The organism is Sphingomonas sp. Leaf9, from assembly GCF_001421355.1.
Taxonomy (GTDB): Bacteria; Pseudomonadota; Alphaproteobacteria; order Sphingomonadales; family Sphingomonadaceae; genus Sphingomonas.
Genome location: NZ_LMKC01000001.1, coordinates 662693 through 686938 on the forward strand (window position 1 = coordinate 662693; position 24246 = coordinate 686938).

Annotated in this window: 27 protein-coding genes; 15 read left to right on the forward strand and 12 right to left on the reverse strand. The window is 65.7% G+C overall.

Annotated elements, in window-relative coordinates; translation table 11 throughout:
- The first annotated feature begins 35 nt into the window (after positions 1 to 35).
- The 3 genes from ASE58_RS03190 (at position 36) to nusG (ending at position 1770) form a co-directional block, all read left to right on the forward strand.
- Entirely contained in the window at positions 36 to 680 is a 645-nt protein-coding gene (locus tag ASE58_RS03190) for an outer membrane beta-barrel protein (RefSeq protein ID WP_055817773.1), read from the forward strand.
- A 319-nt stretch (positions 681 to 999) separates the two neighbouring features.
- Positions 1000 to 1197 carry a preprotein translocase subunit SecE gene (gene secE, locus ASE58_RS03195; RefSeq protein WP_082457097.1) on the forward strand — a complete coding sequence of 66 codons (198 nt, stop codon included), beginning with the start codon at positions 1000 to 1002 and terminating at the stop codon, positions 1195 to 1197.
- Between the two features lie 33 nt (positions 1198 to 1230).
- Entirely contained in the window at positions 1231 to 1770 is a 540-nt protein-coding gene (gene nusG / locus ASE58_RS03200; RefSeq protein WP_055759843.1) for a transcription termination/antitermination protein NusG, read from the forward strand.
- Between the two features lie 166 nt (positions 1771 to 1936).
- Here nusG and ASE58_RS17785 read toward each other — a convergent pair whose 3' ends face one another.
- Together ASE58_RS17785 and ASE58_RS03205 are read right to left on the reverse strand one after the other, a co-directional pair.
- Positions 1937 to 3256, reverse strand: coding sequence for a HEPN domain-containing protein (locus tag ASE58_RS17785; protein ID WP_156347587.1), 1320 nt, complete (start codon positions 3254 to 3256; stop codon positions 1937 to 1939).
- A gap of 40 nt (positions 3257 to 3296) precedes the next feature.
- Entirely contained in the window at positions 3297 to 4121 is an 825-nt protein-coding gene (locus ASE58_RS03205) for a hypothetical protein (protein WP_055817775.1), read from the reverse strand.
- Positions 4122 to 4274: 153 nt separating this feature from the next.
- Here ASE58_RS03205 and rplK point away from each other — a divergent pair, with 153 nt between their 5' ends.
- Together rplK and rplA are read left to right on the forward strand one after the other, a co-directional pair.
- A complete protein-coding gene (rplK, locus tag ASE58_RS03210; protein ID WP_055817777.1) occupies positions 4275 to 4712 on the forward strand; it encodes a 50S ribosomal protein L11 in 438 nt (145 codons plus the stop codon).
- A gap of 4 nt (positions 4713 to 4716) precedes the next feature.
- Positions 4717 to 5415, forward strand: coding sequence for a 50S ribosomal protein L1 (gene rplA / locus ASE58_RS03215; protein WP_055817779.1), 699 nt, complete (start codon positions 4717 to 4719; stop codon positions 5413 to 5415).
- A gap of 231 nt (positions 5416 to 5646) precedes the next feature.
- Here rplA and ASE58_RS03220 read toward each other — a convergent pair whose 3' ends face one another.
- Genes ASE58_RS03220 through ASE58_RS03230 form a run of 3 tightly spaced genes read right to left on the reverse strand, consistent with a single transcriptional unit; the run spans position 5647 to position 8988 of the window.
- Positions 5647 to 6141: a nucleoside deaminase gene (locus ASE58_RS03220; RefSeq protein ID WP_055759828.1), complete on the reverse strand. Its 495-nt coding sequence runs from the start codon at positions 6139 to 6141 to the stop codon at positions 5647 to 5649.
- A 49-nt stretch (positions 6142 to 6190) separates the two neighbouring features.
- Entirely contained in the window at positions 6191 to 7180 is a 990-nt protein-coding gene (locus ASE58_RS03225; protein WP_055817781.1) for a polysaccharide deacetylase family protein, read from the reverse strand.
- Positions 7177 to 8988, reverse strand: coding sequence for a sensor histidine kinase (locus ASE58_RS03230; protein WP_055817782.1), 1812 nt, complete (start codon positions 8986 to 8988; stop codon positions 7177 to 7179). The genes ASE58_RS03225 and ASE58_RS03230 overlap by 4 nt, the downstream gene beginning before the upstream one ends.
- 178 nt (positions 8989 to 9166) lie before the next feature.
- Here ASE58_RS03230 and ASE58_RS03235 point away from each other — a divergent pair, with 178 nt between their 5' ends.
- Positions 9167 to 9637: an Lrp/AsnC family transcriptional regulator gene (locus ASE58_RS03235; protein ID WP_055759818.1), complete on the forward strand. Its 471-nt coding sequence runs from the start codon at positions 9167 to 9169 to the stop codon at positions 9635 to 9637.
- 343 nt (positions 9638 to 9980) lie between these two features.
- Here the strand turns inward: ASE58_RS03235 and ASE58_RS03240 are convergent, their stop codons facing one another.
- On the reverse strand, positions 9981 to 11285 hold the full coding sequence (locus ASE58_RS03240) for a tetratricopeptide repeat protein (protein WP_055759815.1): 1305 nt from the start codon (positions 11283 to 11285) through the stop codon (positions 9981 to 9983).
- A gap of 291 nt (positions 11286 to 11576) precedes the next feature.
- Here ASE58_RS03240 and yaaA point away from each other — a divergent pair, with 291 nt between their 5' ends.
- Entirely contained in the window at positions 11577 to 12335 is a 759-nt protein-coding gene (yaaA, locus tag ASE58_RS03245) for a peroxide stress protein YaaA (protein ID WP_055817784.1), read from the forward strand.
- Here yaaA and ASE58_RS03250 read toward each other — a convergent pair.
- From ASE58_RS03250 to ASE58_RS03260, 3 genes are all read right to left on the reverse strand, one after another.
- On the reverse strand, positions 12332 to 12520 hold the full coding sequence (locus ASE58_RS03250; protein ID WP_055817786.1) for a hypothetical protein: 189 nt from the start codon (positions 12518 to 12520) through the stop codon (positions 12332 to 12334). The genes yaaA and ASE58_RS03250 overlap by 4 nt on opposite strands.
- Positions 12510 to 12716, reverse strand: coding sequence for a hypothetical protein (locus ASE58_RS03255; RefSeq protein ID WP_055759806.1), 207 nt, complete (start codon positions 12714 to 12716; stop codon positions 12510 to 12512). The genes ASE58_RS03250 and ASE58_RS03255 overlap by 11 nt, the downstream gene beginning before the upstream one ends.
- A gap of 89 nt (positions 12717 to 12805) precedes the next feature.
- Positions 12806 to 14413 (reverse strand): phosphoenolpyruvate carboxykinase, encoded by a 1608-nt coding sequence (locus ASE58_RS03260; protein WP_055817788.1) that lies wholly within the window; start codon positions 14411 to 14413, stop codon positions 12806 to 12808.
- Between the two features lie 312 nt (positions 14414 to 14725).
- Here ASE58_RS03260 and ASE58_RS03265 point away from each other — a divergent pair, with 312 nt between their 5' ends.
- The 7 genes from ASE58_RS03265 (at position 14726) to ASE58_RS03295 (ending at position 20131) form a co-directional block, all read left to right on the forward strand.
- Positions 14726 to 15436 carry a response regulator transcription factor gene (locus tag ASE58_RS03265; RefSeq protein WP_055759799.1) on the forward strand — a complete coding sequence of 237 codons (711 nt, stop codon included), beginning with the start codon at positions 14726 to 14728 and terminating at the stop codon, positions 15434 to 15436.
- A 158-nt stretch (positions 15437 to 15594) separates the two neighbouring features.
- A complete protein-coding gene (locus tag ASE58_RS03270) occupies positions 15595 to 17166 on the forward strand; it encodes a sensor histidine kinase (protein ID WP_055817790.1) in 1572 nt (523 codons plus the stop codon).
- Positions 17163 to 17582: an HPr kinase/phosphorylase gene (locus ASE58_RS03275; protein ID WP_055817792.1), complete on the forward strand. Its 420-nt coding sequence runs from the start codon at positions 17163 to 17165 to the stop codon at positions 17580 to 17582. The genes ASE58_RS03270 and ASE58_RS03275 overlap by 4 nt, the downstream gene beginning before the upstream one ends.
- Complete coding sequence (gene rapZ, locus ASE58_RS03280) at positions 17582 to 18472, forward strand: RNase adapter RapZ (RefSeq protein ID WP_055817794.1); 891 nt, start codon at positions 17582 to 17584, stop codon at positions 18470 to 18472. Before ASE58_RS03275 ends, rapZ begins: the two co-directional genes overlap by 1 nt.
- 23 nt (positions 18473 to 18495) lie before the next feature.
- Positions 18496 to 18903 carry a PTS sugar transporter subunit IIA gene (locus ASE58_RS03285; RefSeq protein ID WP_055761511.1) on the forward strand — a complete coding sequence of 136 codons (408 nt, stop codon included), beginning with the start codon at positions 18496 to 18498 and terminating at the stop codon, positions 18901 to 18903.
- Positions 18900 to 19169, forward strand: coding sequence for an HPr family phosphocarrier protein (locus tag ASE58_RS03290; RefSeq protein ID WP_055759787.1), 270 nt, complete (start codon positions 18900 to 18902; stop codon positions 19167 to 19169). The genes ASE58_RS03285 and ASE58_RS03290 overlap by 4 nt, the downstream gene beginning before the upstream one ends.
- Before the next feature lie 209 nt (positions 19170 to 19378).
- Entirely contained in the window at positions 19379 to 20131 is a 753-nt protein-coding gene (locus tag ASE58_RS03295; protein ID WP_055817796.1) for a helix-turn-helix domain-containing protein, read from the forward strand.
- Here the strand turns inward: ASE58_RS03295 and ASE58_RS03300 are convergent.
- Both ASE58_RS03300 and ASE58_RS03305 read right to left on the reverse strand, forming a co-directional pair.
- Positions 20086 to 20508 (reverse strand): hypothetical protein, encoded by a 423-nt coding sequence (locus ASE58_RS03300; protein WP_055817799.1) that lies wholly within the window; start codon positions 20506 to 20508, stop codon positions 20086 to 20088. The genes ASE58_RS03295 and ASE58_RS03300 overlap by 46 nt on opposite strands.
- A gap of 3 nt (positions 20509 to 20511) precedes the next feature.
- Complete coding sequence (locus tag ASE58_RS03305) at positions 20512 to 21735, reverse strand: SAM-dependent methyltransferase (RefSeq protein WP_055817801.1); 1224 nt, start codon at positions 21733 to 21735, stop codon at positions 20512 to 20514.
- 109 nt (positions 21736 to 21844) lie between these two features.
- On the opposite strand from ASE58_RS03305, the gene ASE58_RS03310 reads away from it, so the two are divergent.
- Positions 21845 to 23077, forward strand: coding sequence for a phospholipid carrier-dependent glycosyltransferase (locus ASE58_RS03310; protein ID WP_055817803.1), 1233 nt, complete (start codon positions 21845 to 21847; stop codon positions 23075 to 23077).
- On the opposite strand, the gene ASE58_RS03315 is transcribed toward ASE58_RS03310, so the two are convergent.
- The gene (locus ASE58_RS03315) at positions 23074 to 24192 is read right to left on the reverse strand and encodes a glycosyltransferase family 2 protein (protein ID WP_055817805.1); all 1119 of its coding nucleotides are present in this window, start codon (positions 24190 to 24192) and stop codon (positions 23074 to 23076) included. The genes ASE58_RS03310 and ASE58_RS03315 overlap by 4 nt on opposite strands.
- Positions 24193 to 24246 lie beyond the last annotated feature (54 nt).

The window sequence follows — 24246 nt, forward strand, 5'->3', positions numbered from 1 at the left end:
CTCGGCGCGAAACTCGCGCGCAAGGGGGAAACGACATGAAGTTGACGATGGCCGGAGCAATCGCGGCACTGCTGGGCGCGACGCCGGCATTGGCGCAGGACATGCCGTTCGATCCGTACGGAACTGGCGGGGAAGTCACGTACCGCGACCCGATGACCGGCTTCCGGGTCGAGGTGCAGGGCGGCTATGACCGGTTGGAGATCAACACCGTCGACGGCGACACCAAATATTATGATGGGGTCGACGGCGTCCGCTATGGCGGGGAGATCGGGTATGATGTCGCGATCGGTGGCAAGGTGCTGCTGGGGGCCTATGCCGGCTATGCCGGGGCGTCGACCAGGCGGTGCGATGAGGTGGGCACCGTCGTCGAGCTGTGCCAGCGGGCGAAGGGCGAATGGTCGGGCGGGGTCCGGATGGGCCTGAGGGTCGTCGAGCGGGCGCAGCTGTATGGGAAGGTCGGCTATGCGTCGATGCCGCTGGAATTCACGATCGGCAGCGACCGGACGACCGAAACCTATGCCGGCGTGCATTTCGGATTCGGGGGCGAAGTCGGGCTGGGGCCGCACGCCTTTGCCAAGGCCGAGTTGATCGCGACGAATTTCCGCACCCGCGACAAGATCTATGAGGGGTATAATTTCGATCGGACGCACGCGGTGGCGGGGTTGGGATATCGGTTCTGAGGTCTTCGTCGCCTTGGGCGTGATCCGGGGCAACGCTTTTTCCGTCGTCGTTAGATCGAGAAGAAGAAGCGGGACCCCGGGTCGAGCCCGGGGTGACGGGTGGGGCAGCGGAGGCGCGCCGGGGTCGGGCGATGGCGGGCCTGGAAGGGCCGCAGGTCGACGCGACGCCCCCTGCCCCCGCACGCTTGCTTCCCGCTCGCGCAGTCGCTAGATAACATGCCCAATCCGACAGCGTGGATGGGCCGCGCCGGTTCCCAACAGGGACCGGACGGGGCCTTGTGTCCGCCGGTCGGTCGAACCGATAATGAAGGTCATGCACGTGGCGAAAGTTACCCCCGTCGAATTCATGCGGCAGGTCCGGGCCGAAACCGCCAAGGTGGCATGGCCGACGCGCAAGGAAACGGTGATGACCGCGGTGATGGTGGTCATCATGACCTCGCTGCTCGCCGTCTTCTTCCTCGGCGTGGATTCGGCGTTCGACGCGATCGTCAAGGGCCTGCTGAAGCTCGCCCAGTAACCACGCCTTCCCGTAATAGCTTTAAGGACACCCATGTCGCGCTGGTACATCATTCACGCCTATTCCGGGTTCGAGGGCAAGGTTCGCGATTCGATCCTGTCCGAAGCGACGCGCCTCGGCCTTGACCATGCGGTCGAGGCGATCGAAGTCCCGACCGAGAACGTGACCGAAGTCCGTCGCGGCAAGAAGGTGCAGTCCGAGCGCAAGTTCATGCCCGGTTACGTGCTGGCGAAGCTGGACCTGAGCGATCAGGTATACCATTTGGTCAAGAACACGCCCAAGGTCACCGGCTTCCTGGGATCGTCGGGCAAGCCGCAGGCGATCAGCGAGGCGGAAGCCACGCGGATGCTGAACAGCAAGGAAGAGGCCGCCGCCTCGCCCACCAAGCAGAAGATCAAGGTCGATTTCGAGATCGGCGATTCGGTCAAGGTGCTGGACGGCCCGTTCGCGAGCTTCAACGGCGTGGTCGAGGAACTGGACTTCGACAAGTCGAAGGTGAAGGTTTCGGTATCGATCTTCGGGCGTGCAACGCCGGTGGAACTGGATTTCGAGCAGGTCGAGAGAAGCAAGTAAGGCCACGCCTTACTTGCTGGCCGCACGAAATTAGCGTGAGCTAATTTCGAGACGGCGACCGACCGGCCGGCGGGTGTAAACCCGACCAACGTTAGCGGCGTAGGGCGAAGGCCCTGCGCCGCTTTTTTTCATATACTCAACTTAAAAGCTTATAGATTTTTGTAGATTAGTCATTTTTAGCAACTGCTCGTATACGAAGTTCTTTGCGTATAATGGCCGCACAAAGTCCTTTTGCAATACTAATCGTTTTTCTGTCTGCAATCTTAAGCGTATGTCGGCCTTCGTGAACTATTTGAGACCTAAAATCATAAACTTTCTTGAATTTCTCTTCTATCTCTCTCCGATGCTCGGAAGACGTTCCAAGAAGATAGGCACATCTACTCGCAAGCATATTCGTGAGCCCTACACCTTCAGCGGCTTTTCGATCTCCTAGCATTACCTCAATTGCAATCGTCGCTTGAAGAACTGAATCAAGTAGCCGCCTATTAACCATAGACTTGTAGTACCAGACGCATGCTAAAAATAATTTTCGACAATCCTTATTATTTAGAAAAACCGTTCCCATTTGAGATAGATTATCGAGAAGAAACTTTTTTTGATTGTTTTCTGTTCTTTTTATAAAATCGCTAGTCGCCAATAACGAATGTCTATCTAATAGGTCATCCTCTAATTCTTCTGTAAATAGTATTTCCTTTTCGTCTATACTATGCCCCATCATGTAAGGCATTTTTTGGCCTTCTGTTGAATAACTATATGAAAATAATCCGATAGCCATTCCTACGCCATAAAATGCCCGCAGATTGTCTTCAAATTCTCTGCCCAAAACACTTGATGAAGATACCGCAGCATATCCGATAAGCGGCATAGAAAAATATAAAGCATCATCACATATTTTGCGGTCTATTTTATCTTCTTTTGACCAATTTCTAAAGAGACTAATATCAATTAGATCATGACTAGAATTTATTGGAATATTTTTACTAATAGATGACCCTTTTCGAATTTTTATACCCTCTGGCAAATTAACTTTATCAGGTAAAATATCAAAGACAGGACCACTCAATGTTGTGGGCATTTTTGCAGTAATAGAATATCTTCTTGGTAGAGAACGTATTACTTCAACTATATTCTTAGCATAAGAAATAGTGTTATTGATAAAAGATATATCAGATAACCTTTGCCCAGCTTCTAATTCTTCATAATCCTCAAGCCTATCCCTATCATTGTCTATTTCACTCAAAATTAGCTTCGGCAGTCCGCCCTCGCCTACGAATCGTTCAAGCTTTTCCCGAGCATCTTCGGGCAGTATAGCCTCTAGTTCCTCTGACCACCTCAGATCACTCAATATGATAAAATCATATTTTATACAGTTTGATTGAAAACCTTCTGCTAGCTTCAGAACAAATTCGCTAGCAATGTTTTCTGGAATTTTGATTGTCATCCCCACCCTCAGATATTGCGGCCATGTTCTAACTATCGCCTTCATTTCTAATTTCGATAATTAGCTGCCATAACATGATGTTATCTTACCCCTTCCCCCGCAACGCAATCTCCAACGCCACCTCCCACCCGCCGGGCTCCCACTGCGTCCTGCGCCCACCCCGCCGCCACTCCAACTGCGCATACTCCACCATCCGCATCTCCTCCTCGGCCAGCAGCAACCCGGCGCGATAGTCCTTCGCCTTGCGCTCGAGATACGCCGCGTTGCTCTCGCCGCGCTTCGGCGCGAGGTCGGGTTCGGCCAGTCCCTTGGCGCGGCGGTCGTTCCACGCGATCATCTGCATGGCCTGCGCCGCCGTCATCGCCGGGATCGGCGGGGGATCGTTGTGCTGCCAGTGGTCGTGGACGCTCGACTCCGGCAGCGAACTTTCCAGCAGCGCCGCCTCCAGCCGTTCGGACCCCACCGCCAGCGCGACGCGCATTTCGCGGGCGAAGCCGGGGTGGTTGCGCGCGCGGGCGTAGAAGCTGGAATGGGCGAAGCCGGCGGCGGCTGCCGAGAGGCGGACGTTGGCGGTGGCGCTCAAGGCGGCGAGGAAGCGTTGTTCGGCGTCGCGGTCGATGGTGCGGGTCTTGCCGACGCGCAGTTGCAGGCGCCCTTTCGAACGGACGACGCGTGCTGGCCCCTCCGTCTGGTCGGGCCTGGCGAGGCGGGCGGCGGCGAGGGTCAGGGCGGCTTCCCAACGCTGGGCGAAGTCGGGGTCGGCATTCCGCCGCTTGGTGAGCATCGAGCGGTTGAGGCCGGTCACGCGGGCGGCGTCGCGGGCATTGCCGGTGCGTTCGAGTTGCTCCAGGAACGCGGCGTTCTGCAGCGCCTGCTTGCGGCTGTACGGGCGGGGTTTGCGATCGGGCATGGTGGCCACTCGATCAGGCGGAATCCTACATTGCAAGCGCCGTGCGTTTGCGCTAAGCGCGCGCCTTCCCAAACGACAGTTTTGGAAACCATGGCGGGAGGTGGCTCGGCAACGGACCACCGCACGTACCGCTAAACTTGAAAGAGAGTGAACATGGCCAAGAAGATTACCGGCTATATCAAGCTGCAGGTGCCGGCGGGCGAAGCCAAGCCGTCGCCGCCGATCGGCCCGGCGCTGGGTCAGCGCGGCGTGAACATCATGGAATTCTGCAAGGCGTTCAACGCGCAGACCTCCAGCGGTGACATTTCGAAGGGCACCCCGCTGCCCACGATCATCACCGTCTATGCCGACCGTTCGTTCAGCTTCGAGACGAAGACGCCGCCGGCGACGTATCTCATCAAGCAGGCGATCAACCTGAAGTCGGGTTCGAAGGAACCGGGCAAGGTGAAGGCCGGCCAAATCAAGCGGTCGCAGCTGAGCGAGATCGCCACGATGAAGATGAAGGATCTGAACGCCAACGACATCGACGCGGCGACGAAGATCATCGAAGGTTCGGCCCGCGCGATGGGCCTCGAAGTGGTGGAGGGTTAAGACTGTGGCCAAGCTGACCAAGAAGGCGAAGACCCTCGCCACCGCGATCGACCGCGAAAAGCTGTACGGTGTGGATGAAGCCATCGCGCTTGCCCGCACCCATGCGACCGCCAAGTTCGACGAGACGATCGAAGTCGCGCTGAACCTGGGCGTCGATCCGCGTCACGCCGACCAGATGGTCCGTGGCGTCGTCACCCTGCCCAAGGGCACCGGCAAGACCGTGCGCGTCGGCGTGTTCGCCCGCGGCGCGAAGGCCGAGGAAGCCACCGCGGCGGGTGCCGATGTGGTGGGTGCCGAGGACCTGATGGACGCGATCCAGGGCGGCAAGATCGATTTCGATCGCTGCATTGCGACCCCGGACATGATGGGCCTGGTCGGTCGTCTCGGCAAGATCCTGGGTCCGAAGGGCCTGATGCCGAACCCGAAGCTGGGCACGGTCACCATGAACGTTGCGGCTGCGGTCGAAGCGGCCAAGGGCGGCCAGGTGGAATACCGCGTCGAAAAGGCCGGCATCATCCATTCGGGCATCGGCAAGGCATCGTTCTCGGCCGAAGACCTGCGCGAGAACTTCGACGCACTGGTCGACGCGGTGGTGAAGGCCAAGCCGTCGGGCGCCAAGGGCAAGTATGTCCGCAAGGTTGCGGTCAGCTCGTCGATGGGCCCGGGGATCAAGGTCGACACCACGGAAGTGGCCGGAGCATAAGCTCCGGGCCGCACCGTTTTAGCGCGAGCTAAAACGGAGACGGCTGTCGACCGGCCGGCGGGGGCATAAGCCCCCGACCGACGACGCGGGATTTACTCCCGCGTCGGCCGCCACAAGAAACAGGGGTCGGAGGCTTCGCGCTTCCGGCCCCTTTTTCTTTGGCGGCGAGAAGAAGCGGGACCCCGGGTCAGGCCCGGGGTGACGGTTGGGGTTAGCGTTGCGCCCTCCCCGTCAGATATTCCCCTGTTCGTCCTCCGGCACGTCGTCGTCCGGGCCGTAGTACAGCGCGGCGCAGTCGTCGCGCAGGCATCCGCCCTCGATCACGATGTCGTCGCGATAGGCGTCGGCGATGAACGCCAGCGTGTCGATATGGCGGTCCTCGAAGTACATCTTGTGCACGTCGTCGCGACCGGCGCCGTAGACGACGCGGGCGACCTTCGACCAGATCGAGGCCATGGTGCACATGCCGCAGGGTTGCAGCGTGGAATAGAGCGTCGCGCCGCGCAGCTCCATGTCGCGCTCACTTTCGCAGGCGCGGCGGATCGCCATCATCTCGGCGTGCGCAGTGGCGTCGGGCAGTTCCTGCGTCTGGTTGGGTTCGGCGGAGAGGACGCGGCCGTCCCGCACGATGATCGATCCGAGCGGCGAGCAGGACGGGTCGTCGCCCTTGGTCCGGGCGATGGCGATCGCCTGTCGCATCCAGTGTTCGTCCTGGGGGGTGAGCATGGCAGGTGTTCCCTTCTGCTTGGCCCAACGCTTCGGCGCGGCGAAAGGATCAGGTGACGGCGGCGAGGAGGTCGTCGCTGGACGCGGCACCCACGTCGAGGCGGGCGAGCAGGCCCAGCACCGCGTCCCACCAGCGCCAGAAGGTCGCGAGGTCGGCAGCGTCGCGGACGTACGGGGTGTGGCCGGGGACCAGGCTGGGCGAGTGATAGGCGAAGTTGAGGACGCGCACTCCCTCCCCCACCGCCACCCGGATCGCCTCCAGCACATTGGGGAGCGGCATGTCCTCGGGCGTCAGCGCGACGCGGTGGAGCAGGCCGGTGCGGGCGAGGATGCCGCGCCCGCGGGGGATGCGGCCGGCCGCGCGGTAGAGCGCCGCGCCGCCGCGCCGCAGCCGCCCGGTGAAGACGGTGGTCAGCGGCAGTTCGACGATGCCGCCATCGGGGCCGGTGTGGAAGGCGTGGTTGGCGATGGCGCGATAATCCGGCCCACCCTGCGCGCCATAATCATAGCGGGCGCGCATCGAGCTATCGAGGCGGTAGCCGCGCGCCGCCAGGAGGCTGAGCGTGTTGGGGCCAAGGCCGTAGCGGCCGGCGCGGTAGACGGTCGGGCGGGTGCCGGCGAGGATGGTCAGCGCTTCGGTCAGCCGGTCGAGCTTCGCCGCCTCCAGCGCTTTCGGCAGGTTGCCGGCGAAGCTGCTATGCGCCGACAGCGCTTCGTCGAACGGCGGGTTGACCCAGGGGTGGAGCTGCGCGCCGATCGTGGCGTTACCCTGCGCCAGTACCGCGCGGAGCGCATCGATCGCGGCGGGATCGGTCGCGACGGGGTAATCGACGAGATAGCCGCTGCGCGCGCCCATGCCGGCCATCCGGGCATGGGCATCGGGCAAGGCGGCGGTGGTCGCCACGCTCCAGCCGTCGTGGCGGAAGGGCGCGCGCCAGTCGAATTCCTCTTCGGTATCGACCAGCACGGTGAAGCGCGTGCCGAAGCCGTCGCGCCAGACGACCGGTCGGCCATCGGCGGGCCGAAACGGCGGGCTCACCGCTGCTGCGCCTGCCCGACCTCCACCGCGTCCGCCGCCGGCAGGCGCAGCGTCAGCGTGGCGGTGCCGAAGACGAGCGTGCCGCCCAGTTCGGTGGCGAGGTTGCGGGCGAGGCGGAGCGCAAAACCGGTGCCGAGCAGCGACTGGTCGCCCTCGTCATCGTCCACGTCGAACACGCTGTCGCCGGGCCATGCGTCGAGCGCCGCCGGCCGATCGAGCACGATCGCGACATGGCCATCGCCCTCCAGCCCCATGCGGACATAGATCGATTCCTCCGGCTCGCCCGCCGACACCAGCGTCGCGAGCAGGCGGGCGAGGAGGCGTTCGACGGCGCGCCGGTCGCCGGTGACCGACAGGTCGGTCGGCTCGATTTCCAGCAGGGTGCCGCGCAGGTCGCACAGCGACGTGAGATCGGCGGCGATCATGTCGAGCACCGGGCGCAGCGCCACGCTGTCGGCGCGCAGGTCGAGCGCGTCGCCATCGATCCGTGCGGCAAGGTCGAGATCGTCGATCACCGCGACCAGATCGCGCGAATGGTTGAGGATCGCCCCGGCGCGGTCGCGATAGACCGGCGGCACGGGGCCGAGCAGCTGCGCCTCGATCATCTCGGCAAAGCCGGCGATCGCCCCGGCGGGGGTGCGCAGTTCGTGGACGAGCTGGCGCAGCTGCGCCACGCCCGCGTCGCGGGTGGCGACCGGTTCGGCGCGTTCGTCGCGGCGCGGACGACGCGCGGTGCCGCGATAGCCGGTGAAGCGGCCGGTGGCATGGTCGAAGGCGGGCACGCCCGACACGCTCCATTCGCCCGCCGCGTCGCTATCGCCACCGATCACGAGGCGGGCGTCGCGGAACGGGCTGCGCTGACGCAGTGCGCCAGCGGCCACGCCGTCGAAGCGCGCGGTGCCGGGCGCGGCGCCGAAATCAAGGGACAGGCCTACAAGCGGCGCGCGGCTGACGCCATCGACCCAGCGGATCAGCCCGGCGGCGTCGGTTTCGAAGCGGAAGCTGTCCTGCCGGCCGGTGACGGGCGGCGGGGGCGCAACGTCCTGTATGCGCTCGAACGCTTCGATCCGGGCCATCACGTCGACGATGCGGAACGGGCCGGCGGGGTCGGTGGCGAACAGGTCCGCCTGATCGGCGACGGGCGGCGGGGTGAAGGTTTCTGCCGCCTCTGCTTCCGGCACTACCCCGGCGGGGGCAGGCATCTCTGCGGGGCTGGCGTCGTCCGGTTGCGGCGGGATGCCCTCGTCTTCGCTGGAATGACGATCGGGAGTTGGCGACAACGCCAGCGCCTCCGTCTCCGGCGTTACCACGGCGGCCGCTGCGGGATGGGCATCGTCCGGCTGCGGCGGGAGAGCCTCGTCTTTGGCGTCCGGCACACTGTCATCGCCCAGCACCAGGTCGGTGCTGCCGAAGCTGTCGAGCGCGCGCTGTACCGCGGGGTCAAGGTCGCGGCGGTTGCGGACGATGCCGCGCGCCGTCGAACCGAGGCGCGGGAGCAGCGCCAGCCATTCGTCGACCGACAGGGTGGCGCTGCGCAGTACCGGCACCGCTGCCTCGATCACGTCGGTCGCCAGCAGGTCGACCAGCATGGCGGGCGGGCGGGCATATTCGAGGTCGCGGGCGCTGGCGATGCGGACGGTGCGCGGCACGCCGGCGCGCAGGTCGTGGAGCAGCGCGATCGCCCGCGGATCGGGGGCCGCACGGCCGCGCCCGATCAGGTCGACCAGCTGCCGCCATGCCGAGGCGCGCGCGCCCTCCCCCGTCAGGTCGGAGGCCAAAACCGTTTCAAGGGTATCGTCGAAGCGCACCGGATTCCCGTTACTCGCACCTGCGTAACTGCCGGGTGCCCATGACCCTTAACCCCGACACCGTTAATACGGAACTGCCCATTTTCGGTACGTCGCAATGTGGGACAATTGCGCTTCCGCGTAATTTTATAATGCTGTACGCAGGGCAATCATTCGAACCCTATCACGGAACTCTATCATGGCTTTCGATCGTATCGACCGGCAAATCCTTGCCCTGTTGCAGGAGGACGGGCGGATGACGAACGTCGAATTGGCCGAACGCGTCGGGCTGACCGCGCCGCCCTGCCTGCGCCGGGTGCGTGCATTGGAAGAAGCCGGCGCGATCCGCGGCTATCACGCCGCGCTCGATCCCCGGCTGCTGGGCTTTACCATCACGGTGTTCGCGCTGGTCAGCCTGAAGAGCCAGGCGGGCAGCGACCTGGCCGCGTTCGAGGCGCATATCGCGACGATCCCCGAGGTCCGCGAATGCCATATGCTGAACGGCGAGATCGATTTCATCCTGAAGATCGTCGCGGCGGACCTGGAAACGTTCCAGTCGATGCTGACGACGCAGCTGATTACCGCGCCGAATGTCGCGAGCGTGAAGACGTCGCCGACGGTCAGGACGTCGAAGGCGTTGCCGGGGATTCCGGTTTCCGCGGGGGAGTAATACCTTACAGCTCCCACCCCCGTTTGCTTTGGACGCAGGTTCGAGCCTGTCGAGAAGGGGATGCCCCGAACGGGGAGTTCTCGACAGACGCTTCTCGACAAGCTCGAAGCTGCTCGAACCGAACGGGGTGGTTGGGGTGGACGGTCCGCCCGCTCCCTTCGTCACCCCGGACTTGATCCGGGGTCCCGCTTTCCTGTTGCCGTTGCGAAGAAGAAGAAGAAGCGGGACCCCGGGTCGAACCCGGGGTGACGTTGGTTGACGGAGGTTCCGAACCAAACCGCCCCCAAACGAAAACGGCCCGGACCATCGCTGGTCCGGGCCGTTTCGTGTTGCGATCACCCGATCAGTTGTTGCCGACCGCCGGGGTCGAGGCGACGATGCGGGGATTGTCGACGTAGAAGGTCCAGAAGCTGGCGATTTCGGCACGCGGGCCGGTGGTCGTCACCTTTGCCAGTGCCGCCTTGGCTTCGGCAGCCTGACCGGCACGGGCATGGGCGATGCCGATGCGGGTGTTGGCCTCGTCGGCGTCGACCCCGCCCTTTTGCAGCGCGAGATTGTACAGCTCGACCGCCTTGGCGTTGTTGCCGGTCGCCAGATAGACGTTGCCCGCCGCCATTGCCGCACGACCGTTCGAACCGGCCTTTGCACGGGTTTCGAGCGCGGCGGCCGAACCGTCGGCCTTGATCTGTGCCTGCGCCGTGGTCTTCAGCGAATTGAAGACGCTGGCCGAGGCCGGGATCTTGCCCGACGCGCGCCCTTCGTCGATCACCGCGACGCTTTCATACGGCAGGCCGATGTCCTGCGTCGTCTGCACATAGTCGCGATAATCGTCCTGTCCGGCCAGCGACTTGGTGTCGCGCATCAGGCGCAGGATGTCGACGCGGGCCTGGTTGCCGAGCGTCGCGCCCTTGTTGTCCGCACGGTCGCGGAACAGCGCCAGCACGGTGCGCCAGTTGGCCTGGGTCGGATATTCGGCCAGCTTGCGGCGCGCCCACTGACCGGCCTCGACCGGACGGTTCGAGCGATAGAGCTGCGAAATGGCGAGGTCGTACCAGCCCGGCGGCACCGGCTGTCCGGCGGCCTTGCGTGCGGCCATCACCTTTTCGAGGCTGGCGAGGCCCTGATCGACCTGACCCTTCTGGATCGCGATGCTGGCAAGGCGCAGTTCGAGGTCGGGCTCGTTATAGCCGGCCTGCTTGGCGCGTTCGAAATTCTGCACCGCGACATCGGTCTGCTTGGTGTCGAGCGCGAGCACGCCGCGGTTGTAATAGAGGCTGCCGCGCTCTTCCGGCTTCAGCTTCGGGCTGGCGAGCAGTTCGTCGATCGCGGCGGCGAGCGCCGGGCGGTCGTTCTTGGCCTGTGCCGACTGCACCTTCAGCTGGGCGAGGAAATAGGCCTCGTCCTGGTTGCCGGGGGTGGCGGCGGCCTGCATCGCGGCGATCTGCTGATCGGCGGCGGCGAAATTCTTGGCCTTGATCGCGGCGTCGGCGGCAAGGGCGGCGGTGCGGAACGCTTCGCTGACCTGAATCTGCGGCGCGGCGGGCGCTTCGTCCTTCTTCTTGCGCTGGGCATCGGCCGGCGCGGCGACGGCCAGGGTCGCACCCATGCCGAGCAGGGCAGCCAGGGCAGCCTTGGAAACGAACGTCATGCCGTGATTTCTCCCGAAAACTGATGCTGGACGTGAGCGCCCGGCAGGCGCGGCCCATCTAGGTCGAACCATGCGTCCGCACAAGCACACGCACGTAATGATGCGTTGCCGGACCTGCGCTGAACGCGCGTTGAACGGTTCGGGTCCGTCGGTTTCGAATCAGGGCTGCACCGGCCCGCTCCCCCACCCGGCCACCCACAGCGTATCCTGATTGGATGCCGCGTCCGCGTGAGCGGACCAAACGCCACCCCCCTTTGACGTGTCCGCGCCGGGCCGATAGGCGGCCAGGCAATGATCGCGATCCTGTCCCCCGCCAAGACGCTCGATTACACGAGCACGCTGCCCGAACTGACCTGGAGCGCGCCGCGCTTTCCCAATGAGATCGGGCAAATCGCGCGCGGCGCGGCGCGGCTGGGCGCGGCAAAGCTCGCCAGCCTGATGCGGATTTCGCCAAAACTGGCCGAGTTGAACGCCGCGCGGTATCGCGACTTTGCGGATGCCGCGGAACGGCCCGCGCTGCTAGCGTTCGCGGGCGACGTCTATACCGGCTTCGATGCCAAGTCGCTGGAGGCGGCGCAGTTCGACTTTGCGCAGGATCATGTCCGCATCCTGTCGGGGCTGTACGGGCTGCTCAGGCCGCTGGATGCGATCCGGCCCTATCGGCTGGAGATGGGCACGCGCTGGGCGCCGGGGCGGGCGAAGGACCTGTATGCGTTCTGGGGCGACCGGATCGCCGACCTGCTGGCGCAGGATGTGCGCTCGAGCGGGTCGGACGTGGTGCTGAACCTTGCCAGCCAGGAATATTGGCATGCGGTGGCGGGCAAGCTGCCGGGCGATGTCCGCGTGATCGAGGTCGATTTCCGCGAGGATGGGCCGGAGGGGCCGCGCTTCGTCAGCTTTCATGCGAAGCGCGCGCGCGGCATGATGGCGCGGTGGATGTGCGAGCACCGCGTGACCGACGTCGCGGCGATGCAGGGGTTCGACAGCGACGGCTATCGGTTTGCGGGGGCCGAGGGGGATCGGTGGATGTTCGTCCGGGGGCAGCTTTAAGAAAACACCGCGATGATCCCGGCGACCACCGACGATCCTGCGAGCGGGCCGACGAACATCACCAGCAGGAATACGCCGATGCTGCCGAGCATCACCCGCTCCTGCGGCCGGGTCAGGCGCGCGGGCGGGCGTGGCGGTTCATAGCCGTCGGGCGGCGGGGGCCAGGCGTTCGAATCATAGAACATCGCGCTTCTCCCGATCCCGCAGGGGGAACCGCGCGGCAACGACGATCGCCGCGCTGGACAACAGGATCGACGATACCAGAGCGCCGATCGACAGCAACCCGGCAGGCGTGACCGATACCCCTGCCCTTAAGCGCAGCTTGCGCCCGGCATGCAGCGTCAGGCGGGCGGATTGCGGTTCGTGGAACGGCTTGGGCATGGATGGGACAACGCGAGGCGCGGCGTTGCTATCCACGGACAGGAACGGGCGCCCCCGCTACGTGGCGGGGGCGCTCCTTTCCTACCTTGTCAGGCCGGTTCGGCGACGCGCGGGGCGGCGTCGCGCACCCCGGCATCGACCGCATCGGCGAACTGCGCGAAATTGGCGGTGAACAGGTCGACCAGCTTGGCGGCGGTGCGGTCATAGGCATCGCCGTCGGCCCAGGTGCTGCGCGGGTCGAGGATCGCGGCGTCGACGCCCGGCACCGACACCGGCACCTCGAACCCGAAATGCGGATCGGTGCGGAATTCAGCGTCGTTCAGCGATCCGTCGAGCGCGGCGTTCAGGAGCGCGCGCGTCGCCTTGATCGGCATCCGGCGCCCTTCGCCATATTGCCCGCCGGTCCAGCCGGTGTTGACCAGCCAGCAGGCGACATTGCCCTTGGCGATGCGTTCCTTCAGCAGATTGCCATAGACGGAAGGGTGGCGCGGCATGAACGGCGCGCCGAAGCAGGTCGAGAAGACCGGTTCGGGTTCGGTCACGCCGATTTCGGTCCCCGCCACCTTCGACGTATAGCCCGACAGGAAATGGTACATCGCCTGGTCGGGCGTCAGCTTGGCGATCGGCGGCAGGATGCCGAAGGCGTCGGCGGTCAGCATCACGACGTTGCTGGGCACCGGTCCCATATTGTCGGCCGACGCATTGGGGATGCAGTCGATCGGATAGGCCGCGCGCGAATTTTCGGCGAGGCTGGGATCGTCGAGGTCGAGCGCCCGCGTATCCGGGTCCATCACGACGTTTTCAAGGACGGTGCCGAACCGCTTGGTCGTTGCAAAGATTTCCGGCTCCGCCTCGGCCGACAGGCGGATCATCTTTGCATAGCAGCCGCCTTCGAAATTGAAGACCGCCGTGTCCGACCAACCATGTTCGTCATCGCCGATCAGCGTGCGGCTGGCATCGGCCGACAGGGTGGTCTTGCCGGTGCCCGACAGGCCGAAGAACACCGCCGTATCCCCCTTGGGACCGATATTGGCCGAGCAGTGCATCGGCATGGTGCCGGTTTCGGGCAGCAGGAAATTAAGCAGGCCGAACACCGACTTTTTCATTTCGCCGGCATATTGCGTGCCACCGATCAGGATCAGCTTCTCGGTCATGCTGACCGCGATCACCGTCTCGCTGCGGCAGCCGTGGCGCGTCGGATCGGCGCGGAAATTGGGCAGGTCGATGATGGTGAAGTCGGGGACGAAGCCCGCCAGATCGGCGTTCTCGGGGCGGACCAGCATCGTGCGGATGAACAGGTTATGCCATGCCAGCGTGTTGATGACGCGGACCTTCACCCGGTGCTCGGGCTGCGACCCGCCGAACAGGTCCTGCACGAACAGGTTCGGTTCGTTGACCAGTTCGGCGAGGAAGTCGGCCTTCAGCGTGGCGAAATGCGCCGGGTCCATCGCGCGGTTGGTCTTGCCCCACCACACCGTATCTTCGGTGATCGCGTCGCGGACCATGAATTTGTCCTGCGGGCTGCGACCGGTGTGGCGACCGGTGGTCACGACCAGCGGGCCGTCCTTGGCCAGCCGTCCTTCGCCGCGTGCGACCGCCAGTTCGACCAGCTGCGGGGTCTGCAGATTCCAGTGCACCTCGGCACCGGTTTCGATGCCCATTGCCGACAGGTCGTGTTCGGGCGTGACGATCGCCATGGTAATTCTCCCTCGTATCCCGACTCGCGGACGGTGTCCCCGCCTCGCGATTTCCCGCTGCTGTAGGGGCCGGAAACGGTGCCGTCAAACACGTTAAACAACATTATCGCCGACATGTTTTGCGATCGCGGCCAATGGGTTAGCGGGTGAATTATATGATATATCCCTGTCCTCCGCGCGAACGCCATCCCGGTTCGCGCCTGGGCGGGTGTTCCGACAAGGGATCGAATGTCGCGTCGCGCGAGCGCAGGGCATTGAGCGGGACGCCCCTTTCCCGTACTCCTTGGCCGTGATGCAGATGGACCTTGTGGCATGACCGCGACGATCGCGCTGGTCGATGACGACCGTAACATCCTGACGTCGGTGTCGATCGCGCTGCAGACCGAGGGGTTCGTCACGCGGGTCTATTCGGATGGCGAGGTCGCGCTGAAGGCCTTTGCCGAGAATCCGCCCGACCTGGCAGTGCTCGACATCAAGATGCCGCGGATGGACGGCCTCGAACTGCTGCGGCGGTTGCGCGAGAAGAGCCGGCTGCCGGTGATCTTCCTGACCAGCAAGGACGACGAGCTGGACGAGGCGCTGGGCCTGGCGATGGGCGCGGACGACTATATCGCCAAGCCGTTTTCGCAGCGGCTGCTGATCGCGCGCATCCGCGCCATCCTGCGCCGCGCCGAACCGGCGCTGGCCGGCGAGCCGGGTAGCCCGGAGGGCGCGCCACAGGCGGTGCTGGAGCGCGGGCGCCTGGCGATGGACCCGGCGCGGCACAAGGTGACGTGGAACGGCGAGAACGTCACGCTGACCGTGACCGAGTTCCTGATCCTCGAAACGCTGGCCAGCCGCCCCGGCATCGTCAAGACGCGCAACCAGTTGATGGACGCCGCCTATCAGGACGACATCTATGTCGACGACCGCACGATCGACAGCCACATCAAGCGGTTGCGCCGCAAGTTCCGGCAGGTCGACAAGGAGTTCGACGCGATCGAGACGCTGTACGGCGCGGGGTATCGCTTCGCGGACGAATAGGGTGGCGGTGGATAGCGGTGGCGGTCCAGCCGTGGCCTGCTTCACCGCCGTGCCCCCGCGCAGGCGGGGGCCCAGGGCCACGATCACATACGCCAGTCCTGCCGGGCTCTGGACCCCCGCCTGCGCGGGGGCACGGCCATGGAAAGCGGTGAGGTATCATGCCCCCCGCTGATCCCCCCGAGGACCTGCTCCCCGACGAAGGCGCGCTGTCGCTGCGCTGGTCGGGGCGGGTGTCGCTGACCCCGCGCATCCTGTTCGTGAACATCTTTGCGCTGGCACTGCTGGCAGGCGGGTTCTTCTACCTCGACAGCTATCGCGCGCGGATCGTCGACGGGCGGGTGGCGCAGGCCGAGCGTGAGGTACGGCTGATCGCCGAGGCGCTGTCGCTGATGCCGCCCGACGACCGCACCGACGAAATGGCCAATTTCGCGCGCAAGTCGGGCTTGCGGCTGCGCATCTACGACCGGCGCGGGCGGCTGGTCGCCGACAGCCGGGCGCTGGGCGTGCGCAATTTCCAGCTGGTCGATCCGGACAAGGATGGCTGGCAACAGGATGCCGCCCGCGCGCTGGATGCCGGGATCGATACCGTGGTCGGCAACGAACGCGATCCGCTGTACCGCGAACGCGCGCCGGGTCGGGGCCTGCGCTGGCCCGATGTGGTGACGGTGCGTACGACCGGGGCGACCGCGGCGAGCGTGTGGCGCGCGCCCGATCGGACGCCGGTGGTCACCGCCGCCGCGCCGCTGCCCGAGGACCGGGTGCTGATGGCGACGGTCAACGCCCGCGACATCACCTCGACCGTTCGGACCGAGCGTGCACGGTTGAGCCTGGTGCTGGCCGTCGCCTTTCTGCTGTCGGTGCTGCTGTCGCTGTTCCTTGCGCGCACCATCGTCCGGCCGATGCGGATGCTGGCGCGTGCCGCGATCCGGGTGCGGCTGGGCCGTGCGCGCGAGGTGGTGGTGCCGCGCCTGCCCAGCCGCCGGGACGAGATCGGGATGCTCGCCCGCGCGCTGTCCGACATGACCAGTACGCTGCGCAGCCGGATCGACGCGACCGAAGCGTTCGCCGCCGACGTCACGCACGAGCTTAAGAACCCGCTCGCCTCGCTCCGCTCCGCCGTCGACGGGTTGGGCGCGGTCAAGGACCCGGAGCTGCGCGCGCAGCTGCTGGCGATCGTGCAGGACGATGTGCATCGGCTCGACCGGCTGATTACCGATATTTCCGATGCGTCGCGGCTGGATGCGCAGCTGGCCCGTGCGAAGTTCGAGGCCGTCGACCTGGGCGCATTGATTGATGCGCTGGTCGCCTATCGCACCGACCGGGGGCTGGAGCGGGGCGTAGTGCTGCGGTTCGAACCGGACGAACCGCTGGTCGTGCACGGCGAAGGCGCACGGCTGGAGCGGGTGTTCGCCAATTTGATCGATAATGCCATTTCCTTTTCGCCGCCCGGCGGCACGGTGCGGATCGCCGGAACCAACGACGGCGACCTGGTGGAGATCGAGGTGGTCGACGACGGCCCCGGCGTGCCGCCCGAACAGCGCGAGGCGGTGTTCCGCCGGTTCCATTCGGTGCGACCAGGCGATGAGGCTTTCGGACGACATTCGGGCCTTGGCCTTGCCATCGCGCGGACCATCGTCGAAGGCCATGGCGGTATGATCGCCGCCGAATCACGCAGGGACCAGCGCGAGGGCGCACGCTTCATCGTGCAGCTGCCGGTGGCCGGCGCATGAGCGACGACCCGCCGCCGGTCCACGCCTGTTGCGTGGCGATCGACGGCCGGGCGGTGCTGATCGCGGGACCGCCGGGTGCGGGAAAATCCGACCTGACGCTGCGGCTGATCGATGGCGGCGCGGTGCTGGTCAGCGATGATTATACGCTGCTGTCGGCGCGGGACGGCGTGCTGTACGCCGCGCCGCCCGCGACCATCGCCGGGCGGATCGAGGTGCGTGGTATCGGCATCGTCGAGCGCCCCTTCGTCGCCGACGTGGCCGTCGCGCTGTGGGTGGAGGCCGGCACGCCCGAGCGCATGCCCGAGGCCATGACCCGTGTCGTCGCGGGCATCGCCCTGCCCGCCTATACCCTATCCTTGCTGGAGGCATCCGCCCCGGCCCGTATCCATCTGATGCTCGACAGGATCGCCCGATAATGCAGCATGCCTCCATCCTGCTCGTCACCGGCATGTCCGGCGCGGGGAAATCGACGGTGCTCAAGACGCTGGAGGATAGCGGCTGGGATATCGTCGACAACCTGCCGCTGCGGCTGCTCGGCCAGTTGATTGCCGCGACCCCCGCCAATGCCGACCGGCCGCTGGCCATCGGCATCGGTACGCGCACGCGTGGCTTCGATGCCGAACAGATCGTCACCGCGATCCGCAACCATCCCGATTTCGGGGTCAGCGTGCTGTTCCTCGACAGCAGCCAGGCCGAGCTGGAGCGGCGGTATAACGAGACGCGGCGACGGCACCCGCTGGCGCTAGACCGCACCGCCGCCGACGGGATCGAGAGCGAGCGCGAGGTGCTCGAGCCGCTGCGGGCGTTTGCCAACCGGCTGCTCGACACCACCAATTTCAGCCGCAACGACCTGGCGCAATGGACGCGCGAGACCTTTGCCGAACCGGACAGCAGCGCGCCGGTGCTGTCGGTGCTGTCGTTCGGCTTTTCGCGCGGGGTGCCGCGCAACGCCGATATCGTGCTGGACATGCGGTTCCTGCGCAATCCGCATTGGGACCCGGTGCTGCGGCCGGGCACCGGCCTCGACGCCGATGTCGCCGCCTATGTGCAGGCCGACCCGGCCTATGACGCGGCGATCGCGTCGTTCGAAACGATGCTGCTGACGCTCCTCCCCCGTTACCGCGCGGAGGGGAAATCCTATGTCACCATCGCATTCGGCTGTACCGGCGGGCGGCACCGCTCGGTCCATGTCGCCGAACGGATGGGCGCATGGTTGCGTACCCAGGGATTTTCGCCCACGATACACCATCGCGACCTTGGCACCGCGCCGCAGGATTCGCTGGAAGGCGCACGACAGGCGCCATGACGGATGTAGGAACGACGACGAACATGATCGGCCTGGTTTTGGTGACGCACGGACGTCTTGCCGAGGAGTTCGTCGTGGCGATGGAACATGTCGTGGGTCCGCAGGAGCGGATCGGCACGGTGTGCATCGGTCCCGAGGACGATATGGAGGAGCGCCGCGCCGACATTGCGAAGGCGATTGCCGATGTCGATGCGGGACAGGGCGTGATCGTGCTGACCGACCTGTTCGGCGGCACGCCCAGCAACCTTGCCATCTCGCTGATGGAAACCGGGCGGATCGAGGTGATCGCGGGCATCAACCTGCCGATGCTGATCCGGCTGGGCGGTGCGCGCAAAGCAATGAAGGTCGCCGAAGCCGTCGCCGCCGCGCGCGAGGCGGGGCGCAAGTATATATCGGTCGCCAGCGAAGTGCTGGGCGAGGCGGCGGCGTGAGCGTCACCCGCACCGTCCAGATCACCAACCGCCGCGGCCTGCACGCGCGGGCCAGCGCGAAATTCGTGACGATGGCCGCCGCGCAGCCGATCGAAGTGAGCGTCGAAAAGGACGGATCGCGCGTCACCGGCACGTCGATCATGGGCCTGATGATGCTGGGCGCAGCCAAGGGCGACCATATCACGATCAGCGCGGCCGGTGACGGCGCGGAGGCCGTGGTGGGGCAATTGTGCCAGCTGGTCGAAGATCGGTTCGGCGAGGATTGACCGGGGCGGGCGGTCGCTTGACATTGCACGCCGTCATTCCCGCGTAGGCGGCAATCCATTGCCGCTGACGATTGCGATCTTGCCTCGACCGCGGCGTCTATGGATTCCCGCCTTCGCGGGAATGACGATCTCTGGCCGGCGGGGTGGGATTACGTCCCACAAATTTTTAGGGGTAGCCGCTCCCCCGGCCCGGCCATAGGCCGAACCCCATGACCATGCCGGCCAGACAGGGCATCGACACCCTGACCGAAAAGGAAAAGCAGACGCTGCGCCTGATCGTGCGCGGGCATGATGCGAAGTCGGTTGCGGTCACGCTGGGGCTGTCGGTCCATACCATCAACGAACGGCTGCGCGATGCGCGGCGCAAGCTGGCGGTGTCGAGCAGCCGCGAGGCGGCGCGGATGCTGCTGGCGGCGGAAGCCACCCCCGAAAATCTGGGGGACACAAGAACCGGGGACGACGCGCGGGGCGCGGCGAACGATGTGGAACCGGCGCCGGACGACGGCGCGGCAGCGGCACGTCGCCGGCTGCCGGTTCTGATCGGAGTGATGCTGATGACCCTAGCCCTTGGCCTGCTGGCCCTGACCCTGCTGCCCGGTACGACCCAGGCACCGCCGCCGTCCACGACGGTGCCGAGCGTGCCCGCCGCCGATGCCGCCCGCCAGTTCCTCGAACTGGTCGACCAGCAGCGCTGGCGTGACAGCTATGCCCGGTTCGGTGCGGCGTTCCGCAAGCTGAACAGCGAAGCGGTGTGGAGCGAGGTGTCGCAGCGCGTGCGCCCGCCGCTGGGCGCGGTCGTGTCGCGCTCGCTTATCGGGCAGGAGACGATCCCGGTGCCACCGGCCGGCGTCGAAATGCTGAAATTCCGCACCCGCTTTGCCATCGGCGGCGAGAAGATCGAGACGGTGACGCTCGATCAGGAAGGCGGCGACTGGAAGGTTGTCGGAGTGACGATCGAATAGTCGGGCAGATCGTCCGGCAGGGTCCAGCGCAGCGGCCAGTCATCGAAATCGGTCGCCGCGCGGATCGTGTCGCCGGCCAGCGCGAAGAAGGCATATTCGGGCGGATCGGGCCAGCCGAACCAGTCGCGGTCGCGGACGATCCAGCGTTCGTCGTCGACCTCCGCCACTACGAACACGTGGTCACCGAACCGGCCGAGGATCGGATGCCCCGCGATCGCGGCGACCTCCGCTGCGGCCGGCACACGCCAATGAACGTCGCGAAGGCGCGCACGGCGGAAGTATCGCTCGAAGCGCAGTTCGTCGCGCAGGCTCTGCCCGAACCCATCGGGGTCGAGCGAGGGTGGGGTACGCCCGAACAGCCAGTCGAATATGCGCAAGTCCTACCCCCGCAGCCGCCGCTCCTCCTCCAGCATATAATCGCGGGTCAGCGGCAGCGCGAGGCGGTTGCGGGTGAGTTGCACCTGGTAGTTGACCATGCCGCCATGGCGGAACGCCGCCGCCGCGCCGGCGAGGTAGAAGGTCCACATGCGATAGAATTTTTCGTCGTATAGCTCGACGATGGCGTCCTTCGCGGCGACGGTGCGGTCGTACCAGTGATCGATGGTCAGCGCGTAATGGACGCGCAGCACCTCGATATCGGTCGTGATCAGCTTGGTCCCTTCATAGCCGCGCACGATCTCGGACAGCGCCGGGTTGTAGCCGCCGGGGAAGATGTATTTCGTCGTGAAGGTGTCGGTGACGCCCGGCACACCCATCCGCCCGATGGTGTGGACCAGCATCACGCCATCGTCGGTGAGCAGTTCGCGGCACTTGCGGAAGAAGGTGGCGTATTGCGGCGGGCCGACATGCTCGAACATGCCGACCGACACGATCCGGTCGAACCGGCCGGTGACGTGGCGATAGTCGATCAGTTCGAACTTCACCTTGTCGGCGACGCCCGCTTCCTCGGCGCGGCGGCGGGCGACCTTGATCTGCTCTTCAGACAGGGTGACGCCCAGCACCTCCGCGCCGGTCTTTTCATGCAGGTACAGCGCCATCCCGCCCCAGCCGCAGCCGATGTCGAGCACGCGCATGCCGGGCTTCAGGGCGAGCTTGGCGGCGATATGCGCCTTCTTGTCCGACTGCGCCTGTTCGAGGCTGTTGGCGGGGTCGGTGAAATAGGCGCAGCTATATTGCAGGTCGGTGTCGAGGAAGAGCGCGTAGAGCCGGTCGGACAGGTCGTAGTGGTGCGCGACGTTGCGTTTCGACCGGCGGGCCATGTTCACCCGGTCGAGCCGGTGGCGCACCGCGTCGAACATCCGGATCGGCAGCGACGGCGCGAGCGAGCTGCCCCGGCCCCATGGGGTGTTGCCAGTCAGCAGCTCGACCAGATCGCGGATATCGCCGCGGTCGATGACCAGTTCGCCGTCCATGAACGCCTCGGCCGCGCCCAGTGCCGGATGACGGACGATGCGGCCGGCAACGCCGGGATGGGTGAAGCGGATCGCGACATCGGGAAAGGCCGGGTCGGCAGTGCCGAAGGTGACGGTGCGGCCATCGGCGTGGGTGAGCGAGAGCGTACCGCGGCGGACGGTACGGGCGAGGAACGTGTCGATCAGTGCCATGTCCCGAAACCAATATGCGCGGATTGTGGCAAGTGATGGGCGATGCAGCAAATCCTCCCCGGCACGGGGAGGATTGCGCCTGCGCTACGTTCCGCTACACCCCCGGCCCATGCTCTCCCGCCTGCGCGATCGCCCGTGGACCACCGCCCTGCTGATCGCCGTCGTGGCGCAGTTGCTGTTCATGTGGGGCCTTGGGCGACCGGGGAAGCTGTCGTTCGACGAGGTGCATTATGTGCCCGCCGCGCGTACGCTGCTGGCGTTGGCCTATCCCGCCAATACCGAACATCCGCTGGTGGCAAAGATGTTCATCGCCGCCGGCATCGCGCTGTTCGGCGATACGCCGTGGGGCTGGCGGATATTCGGCACGCTGGCCGGAACCGCGACCGTGCTGGGGGTCTTTGCCTGCCTGCAACTGTTGTTTCGGCGGGTGCCGGTGGCGGCGTTCGGCGCGGGGCTGGCGATGCTGAACCAGACGCTGCTGGTCGAGGCGCGGACGGCAATGCTGGAGGTGTATCTGGGCGCGTTCACCACGCTCGCCATCGCGGCGCTGTTGTGGTCGATGCGCGGGCGACCGACGTGGCGCCTTGCGCTATCGGCGGCGCTGTTCGGGCTGGCGGTGGGCGTGAAATGGGCGGCGGTCCCCTATGTCGCCGGCGCCGGGCTGTTGCTGGTGTGGGGCAAGAGCGACGGGCGCGATTACTGGCCGGGGCTGCCGCTGTTTCCGGCGCTGGCGCTGTTCGGGACGGTCAGCATCGGCACCTATTTCGCGACCTTTGCGCCGGCCTTCTTCTATACGCAAGACCCGCTGACGCTGGCACGGCTGATCCCGTTCCAGCTGGAAATGTACCAGCGGCAGACGCAGATCCTGGCCCCCCACCCCTATCAGTCGAGCTGGTGGAGCTGGCCGCTGCTGATCCGGCCGATCTGGTATTTCTACGAACCCGATAACGGCGTGCAGCGGGGTGTCTTGCTGCTGGGCAATCCGGCGATCATGTGGGGCGGGCTGGTCGCGGTGGCGGCGTGCCTGTGGGCCGGGCTGCGGCAGCGGTCGCGTGCGCTGCTGGGCGTCGGGCTGCTGTGGGTCGGGTCGTTGGCGGTGTGGGCGGTGATCCCGAAGTCGCTCGGCTTCTATTATTATTACCACCTGTCGAGCATCTGGCTGTGCCTCGCGCTGGCGGCAGGATTCCATGGCTGTGCCAGGGGGCGGTTCGCGCGGGCGCACGAATGGTTCGCGCTGCTGGTGCTGATGCTGTTCGTCTATTTCTACCCGATCATTTCCGCCGCGCCGCTCAGCGGGCCGCAGGCGTTCAACCGGTGGATGTGGTTCAATAGCTGGCGTTAGGCCGCCCGCTTCCGCCCGTACCGCCCCCAGGTAAAGCGCGACGACAGCGCGAAATTCCACACCGCGCCGACCGCGATTCCGGCCAGTGCCGGCAGCGCCCATGCATGCCCGCGCACATCGTACAGGAACGCCGCGACGCCGACATTGGCGACCGCGCCCACCGAACATACCGCGCAGAACGACACCCAGCCGTCGAGCAGCGCGCGTGCCCCCCGCAGCCGCCGGTCGCGATAGGTCAGCAGGTTGTTCAGGAAGAAGTTGAACGTCATCGCGGCGACCGTCGCGACGATCGTCGCCGCGATGAACCCTGCGCCCAGTTCCAGCCATAGCGCCAGCGCCGCCAGATGCACGATCGCGCCTGCCGCACCGATCGCGGAGAACATGACGAAGCGCACCGGCACCACCCGCCCGAACATCCGGTCGTACAGCGCGATCAGATATTCGAGCGCGACGACATGGTCGAGCTTGCTCTCCCCCACCGCGCGGGTGCGGAACACATAGGGCAATTCGGTGAAGTGCAGCGGCTGCGGTGCGGCGGTCAGGATGTCGAGCAGGATCTTGAACCCGATCCCCGACAGGCGCGGGACGATGCGGCGGACGACCTCCCCCCGAACCATGAAGAAGCCGCTCATCGGATCGGACAGATCGGCCTGCAACACGCGGCGCGACAGGCGGGTGGCGAGCGCCGACTTGGCAACGCGATCGGCATCCCACGCGCCGGTCCCGCCGCCGGCGACGAAGCGCGACCCGATCACCAGGTCGAGCGCCGGGTCGGCGATGAGCGCCGCCGCCATGCGCGGCAACAGCGTCTCGTCATGCTGCAGATCGCCGTCGATCACCGCGACCAGCGGCGCGGCGGTGGCGCACATCCCCTCGATACAGGCGCTCGACAGGCCGCGCCGGCCGATCCGCTGGATCACGCGAATGCGCGGGTCCTCGCGGGCGATGGCGCGCGCGACGTCGGCGGTGCTGTCGGGGCTATCGTCGTCGACGAAGATCGCTTCCCACGCGATACCCGTCAGCGCCGCATCGAGCGCCGCGACCAGCAGCGGCACGTTGCCGCGCTCGTTGAACACGGGGACGACGATGGCGAGGGCGAGCGGGGCGATGGTCACAACCCTACCGTACCGCCGCGCAGGCGGGGGTCCAGCGCCGAAAAGGGTGTCGCT